This window comes from Arthrobacter sp. B6 (assembly GCF_001663775.1).
Lineage (GTDB): Bacteria > Actinomycetota > Actinomycetes > Actinomycetales > Micrococcaceae > Arthrobacter.
In genome coordinates this window covers 255,890-278,942 of the sequence record NZ_KV467169.1, presented here as the reverse complement: position 1 = coordinate 278,942, position 23,053 = coordinate 255,890, and the positions used below count along the sequence as shown (strand labels likewise).

The window sequence follows — 23,053 nt, the reverse complement described above, 5'->3', positions numbered from 1 at the left end:
GCTGCGGCGGCGGGAACCGCTCATTGGGGGATCAGTATCCCGCCGCCGTTTGGCGGTTATCCACGAACAGAGGAAGAGCACATGTTGAACGATCACGCCGACCCGGCATCAGGGCCTGAACCCGAGGCCGCTACCGAAGCTCCGGACGAGCAGCCAGCAAAATCCGGACGGAAGAAGCCCATCTTTATGGCGAGTGCCGCCGTCGTACTCATTGCCGGCGGCATTGCCTTCGGAACGGTGCTGCCGGATCCCAAGACGAGCGAGGCTTACGCGTCCCTGGCTGACGAGAAGTCAACGGTCGAAATAGAGCGCGATGCTGCGCTGTCCAGCTACGCCTCACTGAAAGGAAAGTACGACACCCTCGAGAACGGCATGGCTTCGCGGGAGTCCAAAGTCACGGCCAAGGAGTCCGAAGTCAGCAAGGCTGACGCTGCCGTCAAGACTGCGGAGGCTGCGGTGAAAGCCCGCGAAGAGGCCGTGACTGGGGCGGAAAAGGCGAAGGCTGCCAACACAGTCGGGGACGGCACCTGGACGGTGGGTACAGACATCGAGCCTGGCACTTATCGGGCGGCTGCAGCAGTGGGATCCACCTGCTACTGGGGAATCTACCGAAGCGGCAGCAACGGCGGCGACATCATCGAAAATGACATCCCAGGCGGCGGCCGTCCCGTCGTCACACTTTCAGCGGGACAGGACTTCAACTCAACCCGCTGCGGCAAATGGGAAAAGCAGTAGCAAACCCCACATCATCTATCGCATCATGGAAAGGCAACACCGTGTCTCACCAGAACTTTGCCCCTGTCCCCACTGCGCCAGAAGCGCCCGGGAAGCGTCCCATCTACAAGAAGAAGCGGCTTCTTATTCCGGCCGGCGTGCTGCTTCTTGGCATCATGATGGGCTCGTGCTCTGGCGGCAACAAACCGGCGGCTGATTCCAGTCCGGCCGCCTCGACGGCTGCTTCCGCGTCCCCTAGCGAGGAACCCGCCCAGCCGGCGGCAGCACCGGCGTCGGCTGCTCCGGCACCTGCCGCCGCGGCGGCACCTTCCGTGGGAGCTCCGTTCCCTGTGAAGATGCGCAATGGCGACGTCGCCCGGATCACCATCGTTTCCGCGGTGCGCACCGATGTCGTGACCACGACTGCCTTTGCGACGCCGCCGAAGAACGGAACATATCTACTCCTGGACGTGCTGTGGGAGACCGAGGCCGGCAAGACCAGCTCGAACCCGTTCTACTTCTCGGCCAAGGATGCCGGCGGGCGGAAAGCTGACCTCAGCATGTTTGCCGACAACCAGTTGGGCTCCGGCGACGTCCTGCCTGGTGACAAGTCGCGCGGCTTCGTGGCGTTCGACATTGCCCCCGGGGAAGCGACGGTGATGATTTCCGATCCGCTGATGCAGGAAGCGGCCCGGATTCAGATTCCAGGGTAGGCGTTCGTTGGGGGAAGGAGACCTTCGCTTTAGCCGACAATCTCCTTCCTCCGTGCGGCGCGATTTACTCGCCGAACTCCCACATCTAAGAGCACCTTTCAATAATGCCCAGCTACGACCCACGGCGCCCTCACGCATGCGTCCCAGCTTTTAGAGCATCATAGATCCAGCAATCACAGTCGAAACGGAGAATCCCATTGAGCATATACACCGACCCGCTCGTCGATCCCGCAATGTCGATGAGTGCGTACGAGGGGCAAATGTGGGACAAGCTCAACGAGCACTGGCAGAGGCGTAACAACCGCCGTGCCCTGCCGAACTGGGCAAGCAGTGCGCTCGAGCGCACCAGCGATGTAACGGGCAAGGCCATGAGCAGAGTTACGGCAGCTGTGCCAGAGGGGGTCAAGGAGCCGATTCGACGGGCCGGCGACGCTGTCGCCACCGCAGCCGTGCGACCAGCGCTCGAAGGCGCGGCAGCACTTCTTGAGCTGGTCAACGACTGGGCTATGGAACTCAACGACCCTGAGAGCGTTGAGAAGCTCGCCCGCAAGCGAGGTCTCGACCTGAACAGTTTCACCGAACTGCGGCAGCACGACCTCAAGGTTTGCGACCGGCTGCTGAAATTCAACACCCTCACCTGGCGGACCGCTGGCGCACTCGAAGGTGGGACGATGGGTGTGCTGGCTCTGACTCCCGTGGCCGGTATCCCTGTTGCGATGACAGCGGACATTCTCGTCATCCAAGTCCTGAGCACATCGATTGCAGCGCGGATCGCGTACTCGTACGGCTACGACGCAAAAGACCCCGATGAGCAGATCTTCATCCAACGCCTGGTACGCCGGTCATTCATGGCGCAAGCAGCCAAGGTTGAGCCGCTGCGTGAGGTCGCCCGTGCAGCCGAAGCGATCAATGGACGTGTTCGGTGGTCAGACAAACTCCGCGCCGACCACCGTCTGCTGGCCGCCCTCGAGAAGTTGATGCAGCACCTTGGTCCGGCCGGCGCCAAGGTTCCGGTTCAGAACGTCGCAAAGGTAGTGCCGTTCGTGGGCATCCTCATTGGTGCCGGTATGAACTCCGCCGTCCTCGGAAATGTGGCCGCTGACGCGCAGCGGTACTGCCAAACCCGGTTCCTGTGCGAGAAGTATGGGTTGCCGCTGCCGGCCGCGCTCGCAAGTGATTCAGACAACGAGCCGTTCGTGGAGGCCCCTTAGGCAAAAGCAGCTGTGCCGGCCTCAGTACCTTGGCTCCCGATGGCGCGAGTTCAATTTAGTAAGCTGTGATCCCGATTTGCATGTGTAACGGAAGCGGTCTCACAATACGAGACAGGATCAAATTAGTAAGCCGGGTCAGCGAGTGTAATCAGCACCTTGTACTGGTTGCCAACAGAGCCGATCGCTCTAAAAAGCCACCCAGAACAGCGCTTATTGATTTGGTGACGCAGCAAAGAAGTTAATAGAAGCAATGAAGGCCTCCGGATCGTCCCCGGGGGCCTTTTGCAATACCTGACCTAAGTCTTATCGCCTGTCTATCATCCAACTGCCTGCTCTTAAACGAATATTCTTTCCAGAATTCCCGCCCTTGGCATCCGCCGAGGGCGCTTCGCTTTAAGTCACCCAGAGGAGAAACCATGACCGAGCATGATATCGCCCCGTACCTCAACTGGACCAAGAACATGTTGCGTAACGAGGAGCGGCCTGTTGTATCCCGGATGCTGGGCATCCGTGAATGGACTGTGCTTCAGCGCAACGGCTGCTCGCGTCGACAGGTTTTTGCAGTTGGGGCATGAGGGGTCCAAGACTCTGCCCCCATCCCTTGTACTCGACATCATCGAACTCGAGCAAGCGGCGCTCACTGATGCCCTTAACGCTGAAGGGTTGCTCAAGAACTTCGTCTTCTATTGGAGTGCCGTGGCAGATGTCTATGGCAGTACCGGCACTAGCTCTCAAACCGAGGCGAAGCGTCTCGATCTCCTCGTGGAATGGTCCTTGTTGCTGACTGCCCTGCCAGGGTCAAGCTACCCAGGAGTGAAACTGCTTGCGCCTCGGTACCGACACGAGCGCGCGCGTCTGGCTCTGGCAAAACTGCGGAAAGAGAAGACTAACTTCGCGCACGTGGCATTGGGCCTCCAACTTGTGCAGGAGCATGAAGCAACGCTCGGCATGCGCTGGGATATGCAGTCGGCATCATTCACGAGGATTGACGAGACTGCTGGCAGAGGACTAAAAAGCGCTCGACAGCCTCGGGATGAATGCAGCGGCAAGCTGGTCAACCGCGACCCGGAATTTTCGGTCGCGGCTTCGATTGTTCGCGCTGCGGAGGAGCCCACCCTGAGGTTCGAACTTTACGGCAATTGGTGGGATCACTGGAGGAACACGATGCGTTAGCTCTGATCCCAACCGAGCTAGCGTCCCTCGCTAGCTCGGTCCACTACGTACACCTGGCGGAGTGGAATACGGGTTTTCCACTGCGGTGAGATCTTGTCGTAATTCTGCAGGGTCAGTTCTACAACATCTGCTCCCGTTAGGAGACGGAGGTTTTGCCTTTCGCGCTCGTAGCCCAGTGCATCTTTGCTGAAACTTCCAAGGCAGACGAAGAGGGCAAGTTCACCGTGTGCGAGGGTTCCACTAAGGCGCTGAACGTCCGGGCGGGACTGCTGGGCGGCGGTGTGTTTGCACTGGACCTTGATTACGGGAGGTTCAAGACCGAGGGGGTCCCTGTGAGCGATGACATCGACACCACCGTCAGAGGCGTAGGGCGTTACCCTCGCTTCGTATCCCATCGCCCTAAGCAAATCAGCAGTGAAGTGCTCGAATTCTTCGTGCGAGAGGTCCTGCAGCAGCGTTTTCAAGATGAAGTCATGCGTGAACTGGTCCAACCGAGCGGCACTGGGCTCGGTCTCAATCCAATCATCAGTGGCCTGCCGCTCGATTGAATCAAGTGGCATTCCCGGCGTCACCGCATCCGGACCCGCATTCAGGAAGTTCATGAACACCTGAACGTTCTTTTTGACGCGGAAAAGCGTCATCGCGGACCCGATCTCGTAGAGCGCTTCCTGGGGAAACAGACCTCGCGAAACTCCCGTTTTTAACCATCTGACCTTGCGACGATGTGGATGGACGGGCGCTTCGGGCACGTACTCATATTCCCCTGTAATGACACCGAAATTGAGGGTGCTGTCAGCCCGGTACGGCGCTATGACGATGTCGCCTTCCTTCATCTCGAAACCAAAGCGGTACAAAATTCCTGCCCAGACGGGGATTGCGCCGGCCTTAGCGTCGGGGTATGCGCCCGCCAAAGCTTGCTTCAGAGAATCGCGGTCACCACCGATGGAGTGGAGGCTTGGAATGGCTGACCACCCAATGCTGATGAACCCTTCCTCCACCAGTTCGTTCGATAGTGCGTCATTGTGAATGCCCCAGACTGCAACCAACACGTCCCCAATCTCTCCTTTGCCACTTCGGCCTCCTTAGCCTACCGGCGGATGCTGGAGGAAACCGGGGCGGCGGCCCCGGATCCTTTTGAGGAAACGCTATTTCTGCGAGCAAGGCGAATCTAAAGATGGTTGGGCGGCACAGAGAAGCAAGTAGCGTAAAGGGCATGCGAATAGTCTCTTGGAACTGTGCCATGGGTTATGCCAAAAAGCGCTGGCTGGTGGAGGCGCTTCAGCCCGATGTCGCGGTCTTACCGGAGGTTTCGCGGAAAGATATTGCTCAAACGGATGCTCCGTTCAAGGCTTGGGTCGGTTCCAATCCTCACAAAGGCCTTGGCGTCATAGGTTTTACTGACCGCTCCTACCTACTCCACGCAGCGGGACGACTCCTGCCCTGGCATATTCCGTTCGTCGTAGACGGCGTGAACATCGTTGCACTATGGGCCCACGTCCGCGACAAAGACCTGAAATATGTTCGGGTCACTCACGAGATCGTCGATCGCCAAGCTGACTTCCTGACGTCGGCACCTTCTCTGCTGATCGGCGACTTCAACAGCAACACCATCTGGGACAGGGAACACCCGGGACGAAACCATTCCCTGTTGGTCGACAAACTTCACGGACTCGGACTCCGAAGCGTTCACCATCAAACGGAGGGCATCGCTCACGGCTTCGAAAGTACCCAAACCTACTTTCATACTAAGAAGCTGCACTTCGGACACCACATTGATTACGCCTTCCTCCGCGGCGCCTCAGCCTCCCTCGAAATCGGCCGGCACGAGGAGCGGCTGCAGTACAGCGACCACATGCCCCTGATTTTGGACCTTGAACCTTTTCAAAGTACTGCCGTTCCTGCAGCTCCCGGGAGTCATAAACCGTAATCGTTCAAGCCTTCAACGCGGCACAGTCCAGCGAAGCCGGTAGGCGTAATTCCCTCAGAACAGCGGCCAGGGCACGGCCGACATCTGACCGCTCGGAGCCGGGAACCGACCCGCCGAGCGCAACCGGGCGCAGCGCACGGCGACCGACGCAACCTCCTCGGCGCTGAGCAGGTCCGCCAGGTTTCGGCCCAGCTCACCGTCCAGTCCTTCGGTGACACGGTCGATGCCCTCAAGTTCCTCGATGGTCAGAGCGTCTCCCAGCCACCCCCACAGCACCGTGCGCAGCTTGTGGTCACGGTGAAAGGTAAGCCCGTGGTCCACGCCGTGCCGGTGTCCGTCCGTCATGGCAAGGATGTGGTCACCTTTGCGGTCGGCGTTGTTCACAACGACGTCGAACACCGCCATGCGCCTGAGCGCCGGAGAGTCCTCATGGATGAGGGCGACCATCCGTCCGTTCTCATCCTGTCCTTCGAGGACGTGTTTCCAACCCATCTCCGGTACGTCGTCCGACGAAATGAGGTCCACCGCGTTCTGGTCGGGGTCTGTCTCCTGCCACAGCTGCACCATCCCTTCGCCGAACGGGCCACCGCGCAGCCAGGTGCGTGGCACCACGTTCCAGCCGAGGACCTCCGAGAGCAGGTAGGCGGCAACCTCCCGGTGGGCAAGGAAACCGTCGGGAAAGTCCCACAGCGGTTTCTCCCCGGCTATCGGCTTGTAGACGACCGTCGTGTCGCCGATGCTGCCCAGGAAGGTGGCGTTCGACGCCGTCGTAATGCGCCCGGTGAGCGTCAGCTCGGCCGTCAAAAGGTCGGGCGCGTGCATTAGACCTCGGGCAGGGTGCAGACGTGCCCGTCGGCGTCTACGGGGTGACCGCAGAGCGGGCACGCGGGGCGGCCGGCGCCCACAACCTCACGCGTGCGCTTAGCGAATGCCCGGGCGGTGCCGACCGGCATCCGCACCAGCAGCATTTCGGGCACGTCAGCGTCGTCTCCATCAAGCAATTCGTCGTCGCTATCAGCGTCGACATCCGTGAGCGGGTAGGCCTCTATTACGACCTGCGCCGTCGTCGGGTCCCAACCTAAACTCATGGCGCCGGTCCGGAACTGCTCCTGAACGGCCTCAAGCTGGTCATTGTCAACCAATTCAATGGGAGTACTCGTGGGAACGCTGTGAGGGTTTCCCTCAAGGTTAAGGAGCCGGTCGAGAATCTCGTCGATTTTATCTGCGAGCAGAGCCGACTGCTGCTTCTCCATCGCGATACTTACGATCTGAGTCCCTGCCCGCACCTGCAGGTAGAACGTCCGTGCCCCCGGAAGGCCAATGGTGCCAACGACGACCCGATCAGGCCAGTCAAACTCATGAACACGTGTAGGCATAAGAGCATTTTAGGCACAGGCGCTTCAAGGCGCCTGCTGCCCTGCACCGCCGCCCACCGGCGCGTCGACGGAGTGGGTGCTGTTCGCCAGCCAGGACAGATCCCCGGCCTCGGTGTTGGTCGCGTAAACGCTTGGCCGCGTGGCGCTGTAGCGGATGATCGATACGGAGGCCGGGCTGACGTTAAGGCGCTGGAACAGGTCGAGGTGCATGCCCAGCGCGTCGGCAACGATTGATTTGATGACGTCACCGTGACTCACCGCCACCCACACGGCTCCTGGCCCGTACTCGGCTTCGAAGGCTGCATCGTGGCGTCGAATGGCTGCTACCGCCCGGGCCTGCATCGCGGCCATGGATTCACCGCCGGGAAAGACAACGGCGGAGGGCTGCGATTGCACAGTCGCCCACAGATCTTCGGTTGCGAGATCACTGAGCGTTCGGCCCTGCCACTGGCCGTAATCGCACTCGGTAAGGTCGGGTTCCAACGGCGCGTACGGAGTGCCGGCCTGGCTATCGAGGATGAGCTGGGCGGTCTGCTGACAACGCTCGAGGGGGCTCGATACAACCCCAACTAAAGGGACTGCCGCGAGCCGCTCTCCGGTCAAAGCCGCCTGCCCGCGCCCGATCTGGTCCAGGCTGACACCGGCGGCCCGGCCGGCCAGAACTCCGGTGGCATTGGCTGTGGTGCGGCCGTGCCGCACGAGAATAACTGTCGCCATGCACCCAGCCTAACCACCCGCTCGACGGCGGTGCGCGATTGGTTCTGCACCGCGGTTACCGGTGTATGCGCTCTCGCCAGTCTGCCGGTACCTTGTCTGCCGGTGCTGGTGCCGGCTGCTCCGGTGGTCTGGACTGGGGATCCGGAAGCCGCGGGCCGCGGAAGAACTTCTTCGTGGTGTGCTCGTAGAACCAGTCCTCCCCAGGTTCAAAGGACTGCACGACGGCGTGACCGACGGTACGCGCGTGGGCACTGGCATGCTGTGAGGGCGACGAATCGCAGCATCCGATGTGGCCGCATTGGGCGCAGCGGCGAAGATGTAGCCACCACCCTGGGCCCTCGCCGTTGAGGCACTCCAGACACCCTGTTCCGCTGGGCGTGGCGGCGAGGCTGATTCCCGGAATAGGGCGATCCTCCATGGGGTCCTCCATTTCCATCGCTCCGGTTCTGCACAGGCAGCAAGACCCCTGTCGGGAGCTATTCTGGCAGAAGCTCCGCGCCCTTGGAATGACAGAATCGAGGCGACAACCGGGGCCCGGTACAACTCCGACCGAAGGACCTTCCCGGAAGCAACGAGCACCCCTTGTAACCAATGTCCCAGCGCGAGTATCGTGAGCGCCACCGAACCATTGAACCGAAAAGACGGCGGCCATGGATCACTCGGTTCCGATCATGCTGATTGCTACCACAGACCCGGACTCTCGGCGCATTCTTGGAGATGAGTTACGTCGACGCTACGGTGCCGACTACGAGGTGGTGGCCTGCGCCGACCACGCCCATGGGCGGGCGGTGCTTGAGGGGCTCCGGCGCTGGAATCGCCAGGTCGCCCTCATACTGGGGTGCTACGGACCGGCTGACCGCGGTGGACTAGATTTCCTGCGGCGTGCCTATGGCTATCACCCGGCCGCCAAGCGTGGAGTTGTGGTGACATGGGGGGACTTCGCCAGCGCCCCCACTGTATTCCGGGCGATCGGGCGGGGATACGCCGAACTGGTGATCATACGTCCCGAACGGTTGCGCGACGAAGAATTCCATGGGGCGATCACCGATGCCCTCGACGACTGGCACCTGGCCCAAGGGGTCGGGTTTGAGGCGGTCCGGCTGATCGGGGAGGTAGGCGACGAAAGGACTCATGCGTTGCGCGACTCCTTGAGTCGGAACCACATCCCCGTGGGTTTCTACCTTGCCGGGTCCGAGATGGCGGAACGGACGCTGGAGAGCCTGCACCTGCGCGACCCCGTGCTTCCGGTCATGGTGCTGGAGTTCACTGCTCCACCAGTTGTCCTTGAGAACCCCAGTGACTTGGAGATCGCCGAAGCGATGGGGGTGACGCGACCGCCGCCGCCGGACAAGATCTTCGATGTGGTGGTCGTGGGCGCCGGTCCCTCAGGTCTCGCCACCGCCGTGTATGCCTCCTCCGAGGGCCTCTCCACCATGGTGGTGGAGGGAGAGGCTGTGGGAGGCCAGGCCGGCACCAGTTCGTTGATCCGCAACTACCCCGGCTTCTCCCGCGGTGTGAGCGGCGCCCATCTGGCCTATCGCTCATTTCACCAGGCCTGGACTTTGGGCACGGACTTCCTGTTCCTGCGGAAGGTGGAGAGGCTCGGCACGGACGGCGGATTGTATGCGGCGTCGATTTCCGATGGCAGCGTCGTGCGGTGCCGCGCAGTCGTGGTGGCCACCGGCGTGGACTACCGTCGCCTCGGCATACCTCAGCTGGAGGATCTGGTCGGCAGAGGCGTCTTCTACGGAGCCACCGTCTCCGAGGCGCCGGCGATGGCCGGAAAGCATGTCTGTGTCGTGGGTGGCGGCAACTCGGCCGGACAGGCGGCTTTGCACCTTGCGAAGTACGCGAAGAACGTGACGCTGCTGGTGCGCGGCCCCACTCTGTCGGTCAGTATGTCGGACTACCTCATCTCGCAGCTTGAGGCCACCCGCAACGTTGCGATCCGCTATGGCACCGTGATTGTAGGGGCCCGCGATCGGGACGGGTTCCTTGCCGCCGTCAAAGTCGCCGCATCCGACTCAACCCCGGGCGAGGAGATCGAAGCCAGCGGCTTGTTCGTGCTGATCGGTTCTGTGCCTCGGACCTCTTGGCTGCCCGACACCGTAGAGCGTGACCCAGCCGGTTTTCTGCGTACAGGCGTCAGCCGGGATGCCGGTGACGCCGGGCCCGTCAGGCCGGACAGGTCGCCATTGGCGCTGGAAACCAGCATGCCCGGCATTTTCGCGATCGGCGACGTACGGGCTGGTTCGATTAAAAGAGTGGCCACTGCAGTCGGGGACGGCGCCACCGTGGTCTCCATGCTTCACACCTACTTGGCCGAGAACCCCCTGCCTGCCTCGCCGGCTGCCCCTGGCGAGGCAGCCGCACCCGAGGAGCTGCCCGGTGATGTCCGCTCCAGCTGAGGTCACACCGTTGATTGCGCCGATGCGGTGGCTGCTCTACGTTGCGGCCTTCCTGGTGTTTCTTGCCGGGCTCGTGCTGTTCGTGTTTCCGCTCCGGACTGACGAGTTCTTCGCGTGGACAGTCAACCCGCCCATGACCGCGGTCTTCCTCGGGGCGGCATACTGGTCGGCCGCCGGCCTGGAGGTGACGGGCGCCCGCTCAGCGAGTTGGGATTCAGCGCGGCTGGCAGTCTGGCCCGTGTTCGTCTTCACGACATTGACCTTCGGAGTCACCCTGCTTCATCTCGATCGATTCCACCTGTCGTCAGACACCCCTACTGCCCAAATAGCCACCTGGGCGTGGCTGGCAATTTATGCCGCTGTGCCCGTGGCGATGCTCATCATCAGCTGGATGCAGACGCGGTCCCGGGCTCCTGCCCCAAAGTCCGTAAGGGCGGGACGGCCAGTGCTACCCCCTGCACTCCGGCTGCTCATGGTGGGAATCGCCGGGGTATTGCTGTTATATGGGGTGGCGCTCCTGGCAGTGCCGGTTCAGGCCTCGACGTGGTGGCCGTGGACACTGTCCGAGCTCACAGCGAGGGCGATCGGAGCGTGGCTGGTCGGCCTTGGGTGGTCGGCTGCGCAGGGCCAGTTCGGCGACGACCTCCGCACCGTCCGCCCCGTGGCCCTAACCTCCGTTGCCTTCGTCATTCTGCAGGCGCTTGCCCTGCTGCGGTATGGCGACGCCCTGACATGGCCAAGCGCACCGGCGATCGGCTTCATAACCGTACTGCTTGCCATTGGAGTGGCCGGCGGATGGGCACTCGCACTATCCCGTTCTCCGGTTGCCGGGCGGCGTTGAGCAGATGGGGTGGCGGCAGCACCGCCGTCGTGCTTTTTATCTAGTTCGCGTAGGTGGCGAAGTTTTGAGTGGCAACCAACTGCGCACCGTACGGGGAACCCGCGGAGAGCCGCGCTGAGCCGAAGCCAAAGTCGGTCAGGCCGGCGTTGAGCATGTTGGCGTTGTGGCCCGGGGAGGCCTTCCAGGCGGCGAAGAGCGCATCTGCGTCCGCGTTCACGGCGATGTTCTCTGCGGAGCGGGTCCAGCCGGACGGGATTTGGGAGGCCGCGTCCGGATTGTGCCGGAAGCCGGCGCTGCCCAGGGCGTTGATGTCCGCCATCATGGTGTTCGACCAGCTCTGCGCCACGTTTTCGAGTCCAGCGTTGTAGCGCAGCGCGGCGAGGCCGTTGGCCAACCGGTATTGATTGATGAGGTCGAACGAGCGCAGGGCTACGGCGTTGGACGGCATATCGCCGGCAGTTGTAGCCGCGGGAGCGGACGTAGCCGGAACGGCGGCCGGTGCCGGTGCTGCCACAGCCGGAACCTGTGCCGGAGCAGGAGCCACGGGAGCAGGAATCTGAGCCGGAGCCGGTGCTGCCGGAGCAGGAACCTCGGCCGGGGCCGGTGCCGGAGCAGGAGCCGGCGCTTCGGGAACGGCCGCGGGAGACGACGTCGTCGGAGCCGCAGCAGGAGCGGACGGTGACGGACCCGGTGCCGGCGTCAAGGCCGTGGGAACTGTGGAGGGCTTCGCCGGAGCCGGTGATTCGGCCTTGGCGGTGGTCCAGTTCCACCAGCCGAAAGGCCAGGAAGCGGTGCTGGCGGGAGCGGAACCGGCGGTCAGCAGCCCGCCGGCCAGAACGAGAGTGATCACGGGGGCAGCGATATGTCGTTTGTCTTTTCGCATCCGAAGAACAGTACCTGCTGCCCATGACTCACTGCACATTGCGTGACGCTGCCACCACCGAGTATTGGGAGCACCGCCACGCTCGGCAGACGACTTCATTTGGCCCTGTTCCGCAAGCATGGCGCAGCTTTAGGTGAGTATTCAGGAAGGATTCGGGAGAAGTGCCGTCTCTCGCCACGGATCGAACATCTCGGGATCTAAGCTCGCCTCCATGGGACAGCTGAGGAACCAATCATGACCGCCGACCCCGCACACATGCTCTTGGGCGGGCGGATACCCGCGCAGGCCGTGATCGAAGAGCTGTTGGCGCGCCAAAGCCTCGTGCGGCCCCGCACCTGGATCCAGCGAATTCTAGGCGTCAGTCCGCTTGGACCCGATAGCCAGGCTTGGTACAAGGGAGCTCTGGGCGAGATCGCCGTCGGACGGATCCTTGCGGGTCTGGGCCCGGAGTGGCTGGTACTGCATGCCATTCCCGTAGGGAAGGGGGCTTCTGACATTGACCACCTGCTGGTCGGCCCGGCCGGGGTATTTACCGTCAACACCAAGAACCACTCCGGGCAGTCCGTCTGGGTGGCGGGTCGGACCCTCATGGTGGCTGGCAAGAAGACGCGGCACCTCTACAACGCGGCCTATGAAGCAACACGGGCGTCAAAGCTGCTCAGCGCAGCAGTGGGAGCCGCCGTCGACGTCACCGGAATGGTGGTACTCGTTGATCCCAAAAGCCTGACGATCAGGTCGCGGTCCGAAGGGGTTGTGGTGGTCAGGGAGGTGCAGCTCCTTGGCTGGCTCAAGCGTTGCAGGCGCGAGCTTGGACCGGCCGAGGTGGGCCAAATCGCCGCAGCGGCTGTGCTGCCGCGGACCTGGCATCGGAAGCCGGTCACGCCGGGCAACGCGGAGGCGCTCCAGCACCATTTCAACACCCTGCGGCTGCTCGTGGATCAGGCACGACGGCGGCGGGCGGCCTGGGTGCTGGGCGTGCCGGCAGCGGGACTCCTGATGCTGGCAAACGGGGGTCAGACGCTGGCAGCGATCCTGCAGTCCCTCAGCGGAAGGTAGATTGCTGCCCCCCGACCCACGGACGGTCCCGCATGCAAAAAGCTCCTGCGGGACCGTTCTTCGGCGAATACAGTGTCCGGCTTCGATGTAGAGCCCACCCGGTGGAGCGCTACTCGGGCCCAATCATCTAGGCGGACTTGGCATATGTGGCGGCACTTATGATTTCGTACCCCACGAAAGCCTCGTCGTTTTCAACCCACGCATCGTGGCCCGGCGGAATGGCGTAGGCGTCTCCGGCGTGGACTGTTGCGCGGGTCCCGTCTTCCAACTGAACCGTAAGTGTGCCGGCGGTGCAGAAGCCCAGATGGTTGTTCTGGCAGCTGTCGGTGTGGACCACAGTCTTGACCGTCTCGGACCAGCGCCAACCGGGCTCGAAGGTGAACCTGGCCAGGGTGGTGCCGCCAATGTTGACGACGTCGACTTCTGTCTTTGGCGGACGGCGCTTTTCGTCCGGTTCGTTGAAGGACTTTGATTCCAGGGTTGTGACAGTTACTGCAGGCATTTCAGTTCTCCTCGACAGGGAGCGGTTTATGACTGTTCCTCCGGAAGCGCGGTGCTCCGGGAATGCAGGTCCGGTGGGCCCGGAACGACGTGCCGTAAAGGGCGGAACCGTACTCGCGACTGGGGTTCTTACGTTGCTCTCAGCCCGAGGCGCTGTCAATAGGTACTAGTGCGCGCACAATGGAAGGGACAGGCAGGGCCTGGCCGGCCCTGGATTTCCGGAGTCGAGGACGGTCACTGTGAGAACCATTCAGGCCAAGGCGGCAGTACTGCTGATGGCGGCGCTCCTGGTGGGCGGGTGTGGCTCGGGCGGTGGAAGCCCCGGCCCGGGAACAGCGACGACGACGGGAGCGGTCACCGAAGGAGCACCGGCTATCACCATCAAAGACTTCGAGTACGGAGCGCCGCTGACCGTCGCGCCGGGCGCCGTCGTCATGGTCACGAACCTGGACTCAGCCGGCCACACCGTAACGGCGGACCACGGCGAGGCATTTGACGTGGATGTCCGGGGAGGCGGCGGGACGGCGACGTTCACGGCGCCGTCGGCGCCGGGCACCTACCCCTACCACTGCACCTATCACCCCAATATGCGCGGGACTCTCAGCGTCAAATGAACATGGCCCTGAGGGTAGCCGCCAGCGAATAGTGGGCGGTCAGGGCAGCGGTGCGGGTGGGAGGTTCTTGGCCGCCGGCCCTTGGATGACCGTGCCGTCAGTGCTGAACCGGGAGCCATGGCAGGGGCAGTCCCACGTGGCGTCGGCCGCGTTGAAACCGACGGTGCAGCCCAGGTGGGTACAGGTGGCAGATACGGCGTGGCCTTGCCCGTCCGCGTCTTTATAGACGGCAGTGCTTTCGCCTTTGACTGTAATGACTGTCCCCTCTCCCGGCGAAAGCTCCGAGTAGCTGGGCCGGCCGCGAAGTTTGCCGGCCAGGACAGCTGCCACGGTCTTGACGTTCTCCTTCATGAAACGTCCGGCGCTGGCTGACGGGGTAATCCGGTTGCTGTTGAACACCGATGCCCAAGGGTTCGTCCGGCCGCTGAGGGTGTCGGTGAGAATGAGCGCGGCCGCGGTTCCGTTGGACAGGCCCCATTTGCGCAGGCCGGTGATCACGTGCACGTGTTTGGAAACGGGGGACATGGGTCCGACGTAGGGTAATCCGTCGAGCGGCATGCCGTCCTGTGTTGACCACCTGTAGGCCACGTTGTCCACGCGGAGGCGGTCCTGGGCGAAGGCCGCGAGCCTTCCGTACCTCGCGGCTGAGCCCCCGGACTCGGAAACGCGATGGCCCTCTCCGCCGGTAAGCACGTAGCTTGTGCCGTTGACGCTGGCGGTCAGGATAGACCGCATCGGTTCGTCAACGCTGATAAACGTTGCGTCCAGCGGTGGGCTGTCCGCGCGTCCGGCAACAATGTAGGAGCGGTGCGGATGGCACCGCAGGGAGAACAGGCCCTGGCTGCCGGACGGTACATTCGTGGCGACGATGACGTCGTGGGCGCGGACGGTGCCGTTTTCAGTATCGACGACGGCGGGGGAGCCATCGTGGATTCGCTGTGCCTGTGTCTGCTCGAAGACGAAGCTGCTCCCGCCATCGACTGCGCGTGCGAGGCCGTGGAGATATTTCACTGCATGGATTTGTGCCTGCCCGTCGAAGCGGACCGCACCCTTGACCGGAAAGGGCAGTGGCACATCGGCGGTGAAGGCGGCGGGCAGTCCGAGCCGGGCGGCAAGGTTGGCTTCGGCGCGCACGAGGTGGAGTGCGTCGTCCGTTTCGGCGAAGGTGTAGTTGGCGACGCTGCGGAAGTCACAGTCGATGGCCTCCTCGGCCACCAGCTGAGCAACGTGTTCGACTGCGGACTGGTTGGCCTGCCCGTAGATGAAGGCGGTCTCGGCGCCGTGGCTGCGTAGAAGTTCGCTGTAGGCAAGGCGGTGGAGCGAGGTGACCTTGCCGGTGGTGTGGCCGGTAACGCCCGTTCCGACGCGGGCTGCCTCGATGACCGCGACGGTCCGGCCGGTGCGTTTGAGCGCCAACGCCGCGGTCAGCCCGGCGATGCCCGCCCCAATGACCGCGACGTCGACCTCCAAGTCGCTGGGCAGGACCGGGTAGTTGGTGGTTCCCGCGGTAGCGACCCAGAGAGAGGCGGGTTCACCTTCCGGCCGTCCACTGTTTGATGCGTCATTCACTGCGTCACCTCAGGATCACCCGGTACTGCTCTGCTTTGTGAAGGCGGCGTCGGCAGCCGCCGACGCCCACATCGTACCCCTGAAAATCGCGCGTAGGCAGGGGAAAGAGGGCCTTGGGGCCTCCACGTCCGCGCCTCAGAACGCGTACCGGATGCGGCAGTAGGGCGCGATTTCTTCAATAATCGCGGTCAGTTGCCGCACATAGCCGGCCTTGCTTCCTGAACGGTAGCGGACGTTGGTGAAGCCGTTGGACGAGACCTTCGATTCCTGGAGATCCGGACGCCACAGCACGTTCTCGGCCTGCGGATGCCACCCCAGGTTGACCTCGTGGAGCTGTTCGTTGTGGGTCAGGAAGATGACTTCCGCCGCCAGCTGGGCCTTTGCGGCGGCTGTCAGCGTGGCATCAAGCTGGCGCAGCAGCTCCTTCCAATCGCTGAGCCAGGTGTCAGTAATGATGACGGGGGAGAAGTTCACGTGGACCTCGTACCCGGCGTCGACGAAGTCGTTGATTGCCGCCATACGTTCAGCCACCGGCGAGGTCCGGACGTCAATCGACTTCGCCAGGTCCGCCGGCATGAGGGAAAAGCGGATCCTGGTGCGGCCGCCGTGGTCCCAGCCGAGCATTGCAGGGTTCACGTATTTGGTGGCAAAGGACAGCTTGGCGGTGGGCAGGTCGCGGAAGAGCGCGACGAGATCCTCCACGTTGTCGCTGATCAGTGCATCCACTGAGCAGTCGCTGTTTTCACCGATGTCGTAGACCCAGAGTTCCGGGTCGCACTGGTTGGGCTCCAGCTTCATGCCCTGGCGTGTGGCGTGCCGCTCAAGCGCCCGGGCAATCTGGTCGATGTTGGCAAAAACGGTTACCGGGTTGCTGTACCCCTTGTGCCGGGGAACATAGCAGTAGGCGCATGCCATGGCGCAGCCGTTCGCGGTTGAGGGCGCAATGAAGTCCGCGGACCGGCCGTTCGGCTTGACGCTCAGCGCCTTCTTAACGCCGAGGACCAGCGACTCCGTCTTGATGCGGGACCAGCGCGGCACGTTAGTCTCATCACCGTGCACTTCCGGAATGTTCCAGTGATTGTCGACAAGCACGACGTCGGCGTCCGGCCAGCGTTCGATGATCTCTTTGCCCCGGGGAAGCTCCAGTGCGGCACGCTGCGCATAGATGCGCCGGATCTGCAGCAGCCGGTTGAATTCCATGATTCCATTCTCCCAAGCCGCTTAAGGATGCTCAGGGCTTTTTGAAGCCCTGGTTCTGTACACGCTCCGCGGCCGGTTCAAGTTCCTGGAACAGCGTTACCTGAAGGCCCGCCGGCGCCGAAAGCCGGGAGTTCAAGGACCGCCACGGAGTTTCCCGCGGCGTGGCGATCAATTCAGCTCCCGCTTCCACAAGCTCCGTCGTCACAGCCGCTGTATCCTCCACTTCAAAGGCCACCCGGAGCCGTGCACTGGGCTGGCCGTCCGCTTCCACCCGGTCGATGAGCTTGACCTGCGCAGGGTTGGACAGCTCAAGGGTGGCACGCCCGGCATCAAGTATGGTGACGCGCGCGTCCCCCTCTCCTTCATAGGCTTCTTGCTCGGGGAGGCCCAGCACATCGCGATAGAAGATCAGGGCCGCCTCGTAGTCATCGGCCTCCACAACAAGGCGGAGCTGGCGAACGGGGGCCTTCGGCTTATCCGTAGTCATGCTTGTACCGTAAGCCCTGGTATCACTCCGGTCGATGACATTTGGCGCGCAGAACGCCAAAGCCGGATCCGCCGCCATGATTCACCGTCGGGTGGGCACGCCCGCTTTCCAGCCCGTCGGGCGTGGTACGGCCCCGAAGCTGTCGCGGCATCTTTTCCGGAAGCGGCCGTGACATGCTTGTGGAGTGACCTCGATCTCGACCCAACCACCCCGGACCGCGCTCACGTGGAAGCTGGTGCCCGCGGTGCTGCTCTCCGCGTCCGGAGTGCTGCTGTTTGGCGTCGAGAATGACCTCCTCGGCTACGGCATGCTCGCCATGAGCCTGGTCACGGCGGCACTGATCGACCGCGGGTTCCTGAGGCACCTCGCGCTGATTGCGGCGGGGATGGCCATCATCAGCCTGGTTCCTCTGCACGCTGATTTGAGCATCTCGCACATGACCCTCATGGGAAGTGCCCTTGCCTTGGCCGTGCTTGTGCCGTGGCTGGTGTCGCGGTACGTTTACCGCGAAAAGATCATCAAATTCCCCGTGAACACGGGCCGTAAATGGCCGTTGAGCGCGAAGCTGTACCTCCTTGCCGTTGTGGCTCTTGGCTACCTCATCCTTCCGGTTTACCTGATCAGGACGGGGGTCTACCGCAACTGGCCGGACGCGTCCGACCCCACCATATTCTGGCGGCTTTTCCTCGGCGTGAACGCTGTAGGTATTTGGGATGAGCTGTTCTTCATCTGCACCACGTTCACCCTGCTGCGCCGCCACTTCCCGGACTGGCTCGCCAACATCCTGCAAGCAGTGGTCTTCTCGTCTTTCCTTTGGGAGATCGGCTACATGGCCTGGGGTCCGCTTCTGACGTTCCCGTTCGCGCTCCTGCAGGGCTACACCTTCAAACTGACAAAGTCGTTCACGTACGTCGTGTCAGTGCACCTGCTCTTCGACTTCGTGCTGTTCCTCGTGTTGGTGCACGCGCACAACCGTGACTGGCTGCCGATCTTCCTGTACTGAGCGGTGAGGCCCGCTCCACGTCGGGGTGGCCTGAGATTTAGGCCACCAGCCGCAGCGGCCGTTCGCCCAGCTGCACCGTGATTTCCTGGCCCCACGATGCAGTGAGACGGTCGTCTTCCATGCCGTCGCCGAACACGACGAGCTGGTCGGAGGCAACGGTGATGCCGAGTGATTCGCCGGCCTTCAATACACCTTCGGTCAAGGAAACTCCGGTGATGGGCGAGGGCCAGGCTTCGCGGACAAACCATGCGAGCCGCGAGTCCGTTGGCCCCGGCAGGACGCGTCCTCCACGTTCGAGGGCAATCGATGCGCACCAGCCTGTGGCGCCCGTGCCGGTGGAGACAATCAGCCCGGAGGAGGAGTGGCGCTCGGCGCGCCCGTCCGGGGCTGTCAGCTGGTACCGTGCGGATTGGTGTGAGGCGTGCCCGATGAAAACTTCGTTGAGTCCCGAGAGTTCCTGGCCGTCGTCGAGCCGTGCGGTCACGGTGGTGAGCTCATGGCAGCGCAGCCGCTCCGCGGGCCCGGCTTGGGCCGCGTCCTGCAGCAGCTTTGCCGCGGCGTGGGGTGAGTGCCGGACCAGGACGCCTGCGTTCGTTCCCGGCTCCGGGTCGATGCCGATGACGGGCTGGCCGTTGAGGTATTTCGCCGCGTTGGCCACGAGCCCGTCCTGGCCCACCACGGCGATGACGTCCTCCGGTGTGAGCAGGAAACGGCTGAGGTCCGCGCGTTCCACTTCGGCGTACCGCCACTCGGCGGGAACCGCGGCCCGGAGGGACGCGAGCGCTGCGATGAGCCTGTCATGCCGACCTTGTACGTCCTGGATACTGCGTCCCCTGGTGCGGAGGAAGAATTCGGCCTGGCCGCGGGTGGCGTGGCGGTCAAGCAGTTCCTGGAGCTCGGTTCGCCGGTGGACGATGACCAGGCGGGGGGTTGCCATGATGTGTCCCTACTTCGTGATGGCTGCGTTGGCCGGGGCTGCCGCCGACTGCTCCCGGAACAGGCCGGCAAGTGCCCCGCTGAGGAGGTCCGGGGTGATGGTGAGATTGCCGATGTTGGGCAGCGATCCTGCTGCCTCGCGCAGCGCCAGAGCCAGCAGCGTGGCCTGCTCCATGCCCCGGTAGACCTCCATCGTGGCGGCCTCGCGCGCCGCCGCCGCCTCCCCGACCAGCCTGATCTGGTTCGCTTCGGCGGAAGTGGTGATTCCTTGGCGCTCAGCCGAGGCCTGCGCCTCGATAAGGCCTGCGGCGGCTTTTTCCTCGGCCTGGCGCCGTGCGTTGGCGCCCTCCTGGGCGACCAGGTGTTCGCGCCGGGTAGCCAGTTCGATCTGGCTCGCCATTTCGTTCTCGGAGATAGTCCGTTCGCGCTCGACGGCGACGGCCCGGCGTTCATACACGGCCCGGTCTGCTTCGGACTGGAGCTGTTCGCGGACCGGCGTCTGCAGGGCCCGCTCGACGTCCGACTCCGGCCGGACCGCCAGGACCTGCACTCCGAGAATCTCGATACCGGTGGACAGGAGCCGTGCGTCGGTGCGGAGCGCTTCGGTGAGGACAACGCGGAGTCGGCTGACGCCACGCTCGAGGGCTTCCGCGAGCGTCGTGGTGGCGATCTGGTCGATCGCGTGACTCTGGCACAGCTGGCCGATGATCGTGGCCACCTGCTCGCGTCCGGTGGCCGGCGCCGAACCGGCAGGCTGGAGCCCGAAGTCGAGCCTGTTGGACACCGACACAGGATCCACAAAACGATAGGTCACGTTGGCTTGGACGCTCACGTCCTGGTGATCCCGCGTGATGGCGTGGAACAGAGTGGGCAGTTCCTGGTCATCCACGGGGACCTCGCTGAGCACGGAGTTCGCCGGCCGGAACCAGAATGCCTGGCCCACTCCCTGGTGCCTGACCTCGCCTTTTTGCAAGTGAACGACATAGCCGGTGGGGCTGCCAAGGAAGTGGCTGATCCAGGGGTAGCGCTTGATGCTGGCCATTGGGCTCTCCTTCTTCTATTTTCGTCAATCTGACGATAACGCCACTATAGAACCGCCGTCGAATTATTGTCAAGGTGACGATAAATACTTACGATGGCATCATGACCGAAACCCCTCCAGCGCCGGCGTGCTTCCCGGTGACTGTCGACGTCGTTGCCCTGACAGTGCGCGACGGCCAGCTGAACGTCCTGCTAATAACCCGTCTCATCGATCCCTTCCGCGGCAGGCTCGCCCTGCCGGGCGGATTCGTCCTGGCCGGCGAGGAGTTGCTGGAGGCGGCGGGCCGGGAACTTGCGGAGGAGACCGGCGTCGGGCATCTCCCCGGCCATTTGGAGCAACTGGGCAGTTACGGGCCCAAAGGACGCGACCCCCGCGGGGATGTACTCACGGTGGCCCATCTGCTGCTGGCGCCTGATTTTCCGGTTCTGTCGGCGGGGAGCGACGCCGAACATGCGGCCTGGTACCCCGTCGGGCAGGTCCTCGGGGGCGAATTGCAGCTCGCGTTTGATCATGGGCGGATCCTCGGCGACGCCCTGGAGCGGGCGAAGTCAAAGCTCGAATACTCGCCACTGGGGGCCGCGTTTTGCGGTGAGGAGTTCACTGTGGCCCAGCTCCGGGCCGTGTATGAGGCCGTCTGGGGGACGCGTCTTGACCCCAGGAACTTTCACCGCAAGGCCACGGGCACACCCGATTTCCTGGAAGACACCGGGCGGATGACAACAGGAGACGCCGGCCGTCCCGCCGCGCTGTTCCGGCTGGCCCCGGCAGCCCGGACGGCGGCGGGGCAGCCGGCGCGGGCCGTACTCAACCCCCCGCTCATGCGGCCGCGGGACTGACGCCTCCCGTGGAAACCTGAGCGCGCAGGCAGCAGGTGGGAGCCATCGACACGCGACGCTGTCGGCGAACCACATGGAACAGCCCCTCACACGAAGGCGTGCGGGGGCTGTTCGGTGGGAGTGCAGGTTTGCCCGACGGCTTCCTCAACGAGGCCTGTGCCCGCCGGGTCAGTACCAGTTGTTCGCGGCGCGGAATTCCAGGGCTTTTGCCGGGGAACCATGGCGTTTTTTGATATAGCTCAATCCTCTGTCCACCTGGCTGGGACGCCACTTTGTTGAAGTGTCCCATAGTGCGTCCAGGGCATTCATCTGTTCCGCGCCCCAGCCATAGGAAGCCAGACGGGAGCTGGCATACGAGCGAGTTTCGACTGCTTCTTCTGACGTGCCATCCCGTTCATCGGGAGCTGCGGCGCCGGTAGTGGGCGAGGGGGTGGGCGATGCGGTCGTTGGCGTGGGTGCGGGTGCACTCGCCGGAGCCGGTGCGTCAGTTCGTGCCACTGCCGCCGGGGCCGGTGTCGCCGTGGGTGCCGTTGCTGCGGGAGCTTGCGCAGTCGTGGGTCCGGTTGCCCCCGGTGCGGGCGCAGGCGGGGCCGTACCGGGCGCCGTTGGCGGGGCGGGTGTCGCCGATGACATAACCGGTGGCTCAAGCTTCACGGAGGGCGCCGGGGAGGGCGGAACCGCAACGGGGGAAGCAGCCAGGATTCCGGCCAGGGTGGAAGCGTCCACTGGCATGGGGAGGTTGGTGACGGCTGGCAAAGCAGAGGCAATGGCATCGGCAGCTGCGGGCCTATCATCGGTGCCCGGGGCCTGTGCCGGGCCAGCGACCGGTGTGCCCGGGGGAGTGGAGGCGCTCGGTCGTGACGTCGCCCGTCCATTATTGTAGGCGGGGTGCGTTCCCGATGTGGCCCGGGTCGGATCTGTTGCGCCGGCGGCATCCTGGACGGATGACTCCTCGCCGAAAAAGCGCAGTTCATTGGCTTGGCTGGCGGTGCCGACGGCAAGCAGTACGGCAAGGGCGCCGGCAACCACGGCCATCCGATGACCCATGACACGAACCGAAGCGGCTCTCCTCAGGACGGCCTGGGCTTCGGAACTGAAGGCAACGGGTGTCTGAGGGCTAAGTATCGCCGGCCCGCCGCTGGGGGCTGCAGCAGACGTGGCGTCTGCTGGTTTCTCAACTGCCCCGCGTCGCGGCCCGGCCCGTCGGGTTGCCGCCGTCGCGTCCCTGGCCGCGCTTTCCGGAGCAGGACTCCGGCGGGCTATAGCAGGAAGTGCTTCGATTGCAGGAGACGCTGCTTCCGCGGTACGTGCTGATTCGGGGGCAGGCGGTACCTCGAAGGCCGGGCGTCTGTTCCTGCGTCGTCGCAGCACGGCGGATGCCGGTTCTGTGGGGGCCGGCCCCGGATTTGGCACTTCCGCGTCGGAGCTCGTCGGGGAGAGTGGAGTGTTGGTGACTGGCGCAGCTTCTGCGCGGTGTCGCCCGGCCCGAAAAGGGCGCGACTGATCCAGCGAACGGGACATGATGGTTGCCTCTCAACGCCTGCGGAGTTAGCTGTCGGGTTCGGAAGAGGTCCACCGGCCGGCACGTTTAACGTGACGGCTTCACCCCAAGGGCCGCTGGGCAGCGGCCCGAAGACTGTGGGTCCCCCGTCTCTGCCTTAATGTGTCGGGAGCCCGGGATGTGGCAGAGCTCGGCGTCAGCCCGGACGCGGCCCGATCCAGGATGAGCCACCCCAAAACCGTACATGAACCATTTCCTAAAGTCACGTTTAGGTAACAGGAAGCGGCGTGCGGTGAGTCACCTTGCTTCTGCCCGCAATTTCCGCGAAGCGCCACATGACCGCCA

General features: G+C 63.6%; 25 protein-coding genes and 1 riboswitch. Of the genes, 12 read left to right on the top strand and 13 right to left on the bottom strand.

Translation table 11 applies throughout. The features are described 5' to 3' along the window. Nucleotides 1-81: 81 nt before the first annotated feature. The 5 genes from AU175_RS15940 to AU175_RS15925 all read left to right on the top strand — a co-directional run bounded on the left by AU175_RS15940 (nucleotide 82) and on the right by AU175_RS15925 (nucleotide 3,811). Nucleotides 82-735 carry a hypothetical protein gene (locus tag AU175_RS15940; RefSeq protein ID WP_066291849.1) on the top strand — a complete coding sequence of 218 codons (654 nt, stop codon included), beginning with the start codon at nucleotides 82-84 and terminating at the stop codon, nucleotides 733-735. A gap of 41 nt (nucleotides 736-776) precedes the next feature. Then, nucleotides 777-1,427, top strand: coding sequence for a hypothetical protein (locus AU175_RS15935; RefSeq protein ID WP_066291848.1), 651 nt, complete (start codon nucleotides 777-779; stop codon nucleotides 1,425-1,427). Nucleotides 1,428-1,624: 197 nt separating this feature from the next. Next, on the top strand, nucleotides 1,625-2,638 hold the full coding sequence (locus AU175_RS15930; RefSeq protein WP_066291846.1) for an EcsC family protein: 1,014 nt from the start codon (nucleotides 1,625-1,627) through the stop codon (nucleotides 2,636-2,638). A 416-nt stretch (nucleotides 2,639-3,054) separates the two neighbouring features. Further along, complete coding sequence (locus tag AU175_RS21840) at nucleotides 3,055-3,213, top strand: hypothetical protein (RefSeq protein ID WP_156642448.1); 159 nt, start codon at nucleotides 3,055-3,057, stop codon at nucleotides 3,211-3,213. 88 nt (nucleotides 3,214-3,301) lie between these two features. Next, nucleotides 3,302-3,811, top strand: a complete 510-nt coding sequence (locus tag AU175_RS15925) for a hypothetical protein (protein ID WP_156642446.1) — start codon at nucleotides 3,302-3,304, stop codon at nucleotides 3,809-3,811. Between the two features lie 17 nt (nucleotides 3,812-3,828). On the opposite strand, the gene AU175_RS15920 is transcribed toward AU175_RS15925, so the two are convergent. Next, nucleotides 3,829-4,860 (bottom strand): restriction endonuclease, encoded by a 1,032-nt coding sequence (locus AU175_RS15920; protein WP_231938632.1) that lies wholly within the window; start codon nucleotides 4,858-4,860, stop codon nucleotides 3,829-3,831. A 125-nt stretch (nucleotides 4,861-4,985) separates the two neighbouring features. Here AU175_RS15920 and AU175_RS15915 point away from each other — a divergent pair, with 125 nt between their 5' ends. Then, nucleotides 4,986-5,738, top strand: coding sequence for an endonuclease/exonuclease/phosphatase family protein (locus AU175_RS15915; RefSeq protein WP_331711956.1), 753 nt, complete (start codon nucleotides 4,986-4,988; stop codon nucleotides 5,736-5,738). 54 nt (nucleotides 5,739-5,792) lie between these two features. On the opposite strand, the gene AU175_RS15910 is transcribed toward AU175_RS15915, so the two are convergent. From AU175_RS15910 to AU175_RS21450, 4 genes are read right to left on the bottom strand one after another with little or no spacing between them, the layout of a single operon-like run. Next, the gene (locus AU175_RS15910) at nucleotides 5,793-6,560 is read right to left on the bottom strand and encodes an SCO1664 family protein (RefSeq protein ID WP_066291834.1); all 768 of its coding nucleotides are present in this window, start codon (nucleotides 6,558-6,560) and stop codon (nucleotides 5,793-5,795) included. Further along, nucleotides 6,560-7,114, bottom strand: a complete 555-nt coding sequence (locus AU175_RS15905; protein WP_066291826.1) for a DUF3090 domain-containing protein — start codon at nucleotides 7,112-7,114, stop codon at nucleotides 6,560-6,562. Before AU175_RS15905 ends, AU175_RS15910 begins: the two co-directional genes overlap by 1 nt. Before the next feature lie 24 nt (nucleotides 7,115-7,138). Then, the gene (locus AU175_RS15900) at nucleotides 7,139-7,831 is read right to left on the bottom strand and encodes an MSMEG_4193 family putative phosphomutase (protein WP_066291825.1); all 693 of its coding nucleotides are present in this window, start codon (nucleotides 7,829-7,831) and stop codon (nucleotides 7,139-7,141) included. Nucleotides 7,832-7,886: 55 nt separating this feature from the next. After that, nucleotides 7,887-8,249, bottom strand: a complete 363-nt coding sequence (locus AU175_RS21450) for a UBP-type zinc finger domain-containing protein (RefSeq protein ID WP_082979324.1) — start codon at nucleotides 8,247-8,249, stop codon at nucleotides 7,887-7,889. A 232-nt stretch (nucleotides 8,250-8,481) separates the two neighbouring features. On the opposite strand from AU175_RS21450, the gene AU175_RS15895 reads away from it, so the two are divergent. Both AU175_RS15895 and AU175_RS15890 read left to right on the top strand, forming a co-directional pair. Continuing rightward, the gene (locus tag AU175_RS15895) at nucleotides 8,482-10,239 is read left to right on the top strand and encodes an FAD-dependent oxidoreductase (RefSeq protein WP_066291823.1); all 1,758 of its coding nucleotides are present in this window, start codon (nucleotides 8,482-8,484) and stop codon (nucleotides 10,237-10,239) included. After that, on the top strand, nucleotides 10,223-11,080 hold the full coding sequence (locus AU175_RS15890; RefSeq protein WP_066291822.1) for a hypothetical protein: 858 nt from the start codon (nucleotides 10,223-10,225) through the stop codon (nucleotides 11,078-11,080). The genes AU175_RS15895 and AU175_RS15890 overlap by 17 nt, the downstream gene beginning before the upstream one ends. Before the next feature lie 40 nt (nucleotides 11,081-11,120). Here the strand turns inward: AU175_RS15890 and AU175_RS21835 are convergent, their stop codons facing one another. Continuing rightward, nucleotides 11,121-11,930: a CAP domain-containing protein gene (locus AU175_RS21835; RefSeq protein WP_066291821.1), complete on the bottom strand. Its 810-nt coding sequence runs from the start codon at nucleotides 11,928-11,930 to the stop codon at nucleotides 11,121-11,123. A gap of 267 nt (nucleotides 11,931-12,197) precedes the next feature. Here AU175_RS21835 and AU175_RS15880 point away from each other — a divergent pair, with 267 nt between their 5' ends. Further along, nucleotides 12,198-13,019: a nuclease-related domain-containing protein gene (locus tag AU175_RS15880; RefSeq protein ID WP_231938631.1), complete on the top strand. Its 822-nt coding sequence runs from the start codon at nucleotides 12,198-12,200 to the stop codon at nucleotides 13,017-13,019. 127 nt (nucleotides 13,020-13,146) lie between these two features. Here AU175_RS15880 and AU175_RS15875 read toward each other — a convergent pair whose 3' ends face one another. Next, on the bottom strand, nucleotides 13,147-13,521 hold the full coding sequence (locus AU175_RS15875; protein ID WP_066291815.1) for a cupin domain-containing protein: 375 nt from the start codon (nucleotides 13,519-13,521) through the stop codon (nucleotides 13,147-13,149). Between the two features lie 238 nt (nucleotides 13,522-13,759). Here AU175_RS15875 and AU175_RS15870 point away from each other — a divergent pair, with 238 nt between their 5' ends. Beyond that, a complete protein-coding gene (locus AU175_RS15870; protein WP_082979248.1) occupies nucleotides 13,760-14,134 on the top strand; it encodes a cupredoxin domain-containing protein in 375 nt (124 codons plus the stop codon). Nucleotides 14,135-14,173: 39 nt separating this feature from the next. Here the strand turns inward: AU175_RS15870 and AU175_RS15865 are convergent, their stop codons facing one another. From AU175_RS15865 to AU175_RS15855, 3 genes are all read right to left on the bottom strand, one after another. Continuing rightward, nucleotides 14,174-15,703 carry an FAD-dependent oxidoreductase gene (locus AU175_RS15865; protein WP_066291813.1) on the bottom strand — a complete coding sequence of 510 codons (1,530 nt, stop codon included), beginning with the start codon at nucleotides 15,701-15,703 and terminating at the stop codon, nucleotides 14,174-14,176. Between the two features lie 135 nt (nucleotides 15,704-15,838). Beyond that, complete coding sequence (locus AU175_RS15860; protein ID WP_066291811.1) at nucleotides 15,839-16,903, bottom strand: spore photoproduct lyase family protein; 1,065 nt, start codon at nucleotides 16,901-16,903, stop codon at nucleotides 15,839-15,841. Between the two features lie 31 nt (nucleotides 16,904-16,934). Beyond that, on the bottom strand, nucleotides 16,935-17,390 hold the full coding sequence (locus AU175_RS15855; protein WP_066294273.1) for a VOC family protein: 456 nt from the start codon (nucleotides 17,388-17,390) through the stop codon (nucleotides 16,935-16,937). 184 nt (nucleotides 17,391-17,574) lie between these two features. Between AU175_RS15855 and AU175_RS15850 the strand changes: the two genes are divergently transcribed. Next, on the top strand, nucleotides 17,575-18,393 hold the full coding sequence (locus AU175_RS15850; RefSeq protein WP_066291805.1) for a CPBP family intramembrane glutamic endopeptidase: 819 nt from the start codon (nucleotides 17,575-17,577) through the stop codon (nucleotides 18,391-18,393). 37 nt (nucleotides 18,394-18,430) lie between these two features. On the opposite strand, the gene AU175_RS15845 is transcribed toward AU175_RS15850, so the two are convergent. Further along, complete coding sequence (locus tag AU175_RS15845) at nucleotides 18,431-19,330, bottom strand: NAD(+)/NADH kinase (protein ID WP_066291802.1); 900 nt, start codon at nucleotides 19,328-19,330, stop codon at nucleotides 18,431-18,433. 9 nt (nucleotides 19,331-19,339) lie between these two features. Further along, on the bottom strand, nucleotides 19,340-20,371 hold the full coding sequence (locus AU175_RS15840) for an SPFH domain-containing protein (protein ID WP_066291800.1): 1,032 nt from the start codon (nucleotides 20,369-20,371) through the stop codon (nucleotides 19,340-19,342). A gap of 101 nt (nucleotides 20,372-20,472) precedes the next feature. Between AU175_RS15840 and AU175_RS15835 the strand changes: the two genes are divergently transcribed. After that, nucleotides 20,473-21,207, top strand: a complete 735-nt coding sequence (locus AU175_RS15835) for an NUDIX hydrolase (RefSeq protein ID WP_197497158.1) — start codon at nucleotides 20,473-20,475, stop codon at nucleotides 21,205-21,207. Nucleotides 21,208-21,375: 168 nt separating this feature from the next. On the opposite strand, the gene AU175_RS15830 is transcribed toward AU175_RS15835, so the two are convergent. Next, nucleotides 21,376-22,254, bottom strand: a complete 879-nt coding sequence (locus tag AU175_RS15830; protein WP_156642444.1) for a hypothetical protein — start codon at nucleotides 22,252-22,254, stop codon at nucleotides 21,376-21,378. 476 nt (nucleotides 22,255-22,730) lie between these two features. Continuing rightward, a riboswitch (cyclic di-AMP (ydaO/yuaA leader) is annotated at nucleotides 22,731-22,897 on the bottom strand. Nucleotides 22,898-23,053 lie beyond the last annotated feature (156 nt).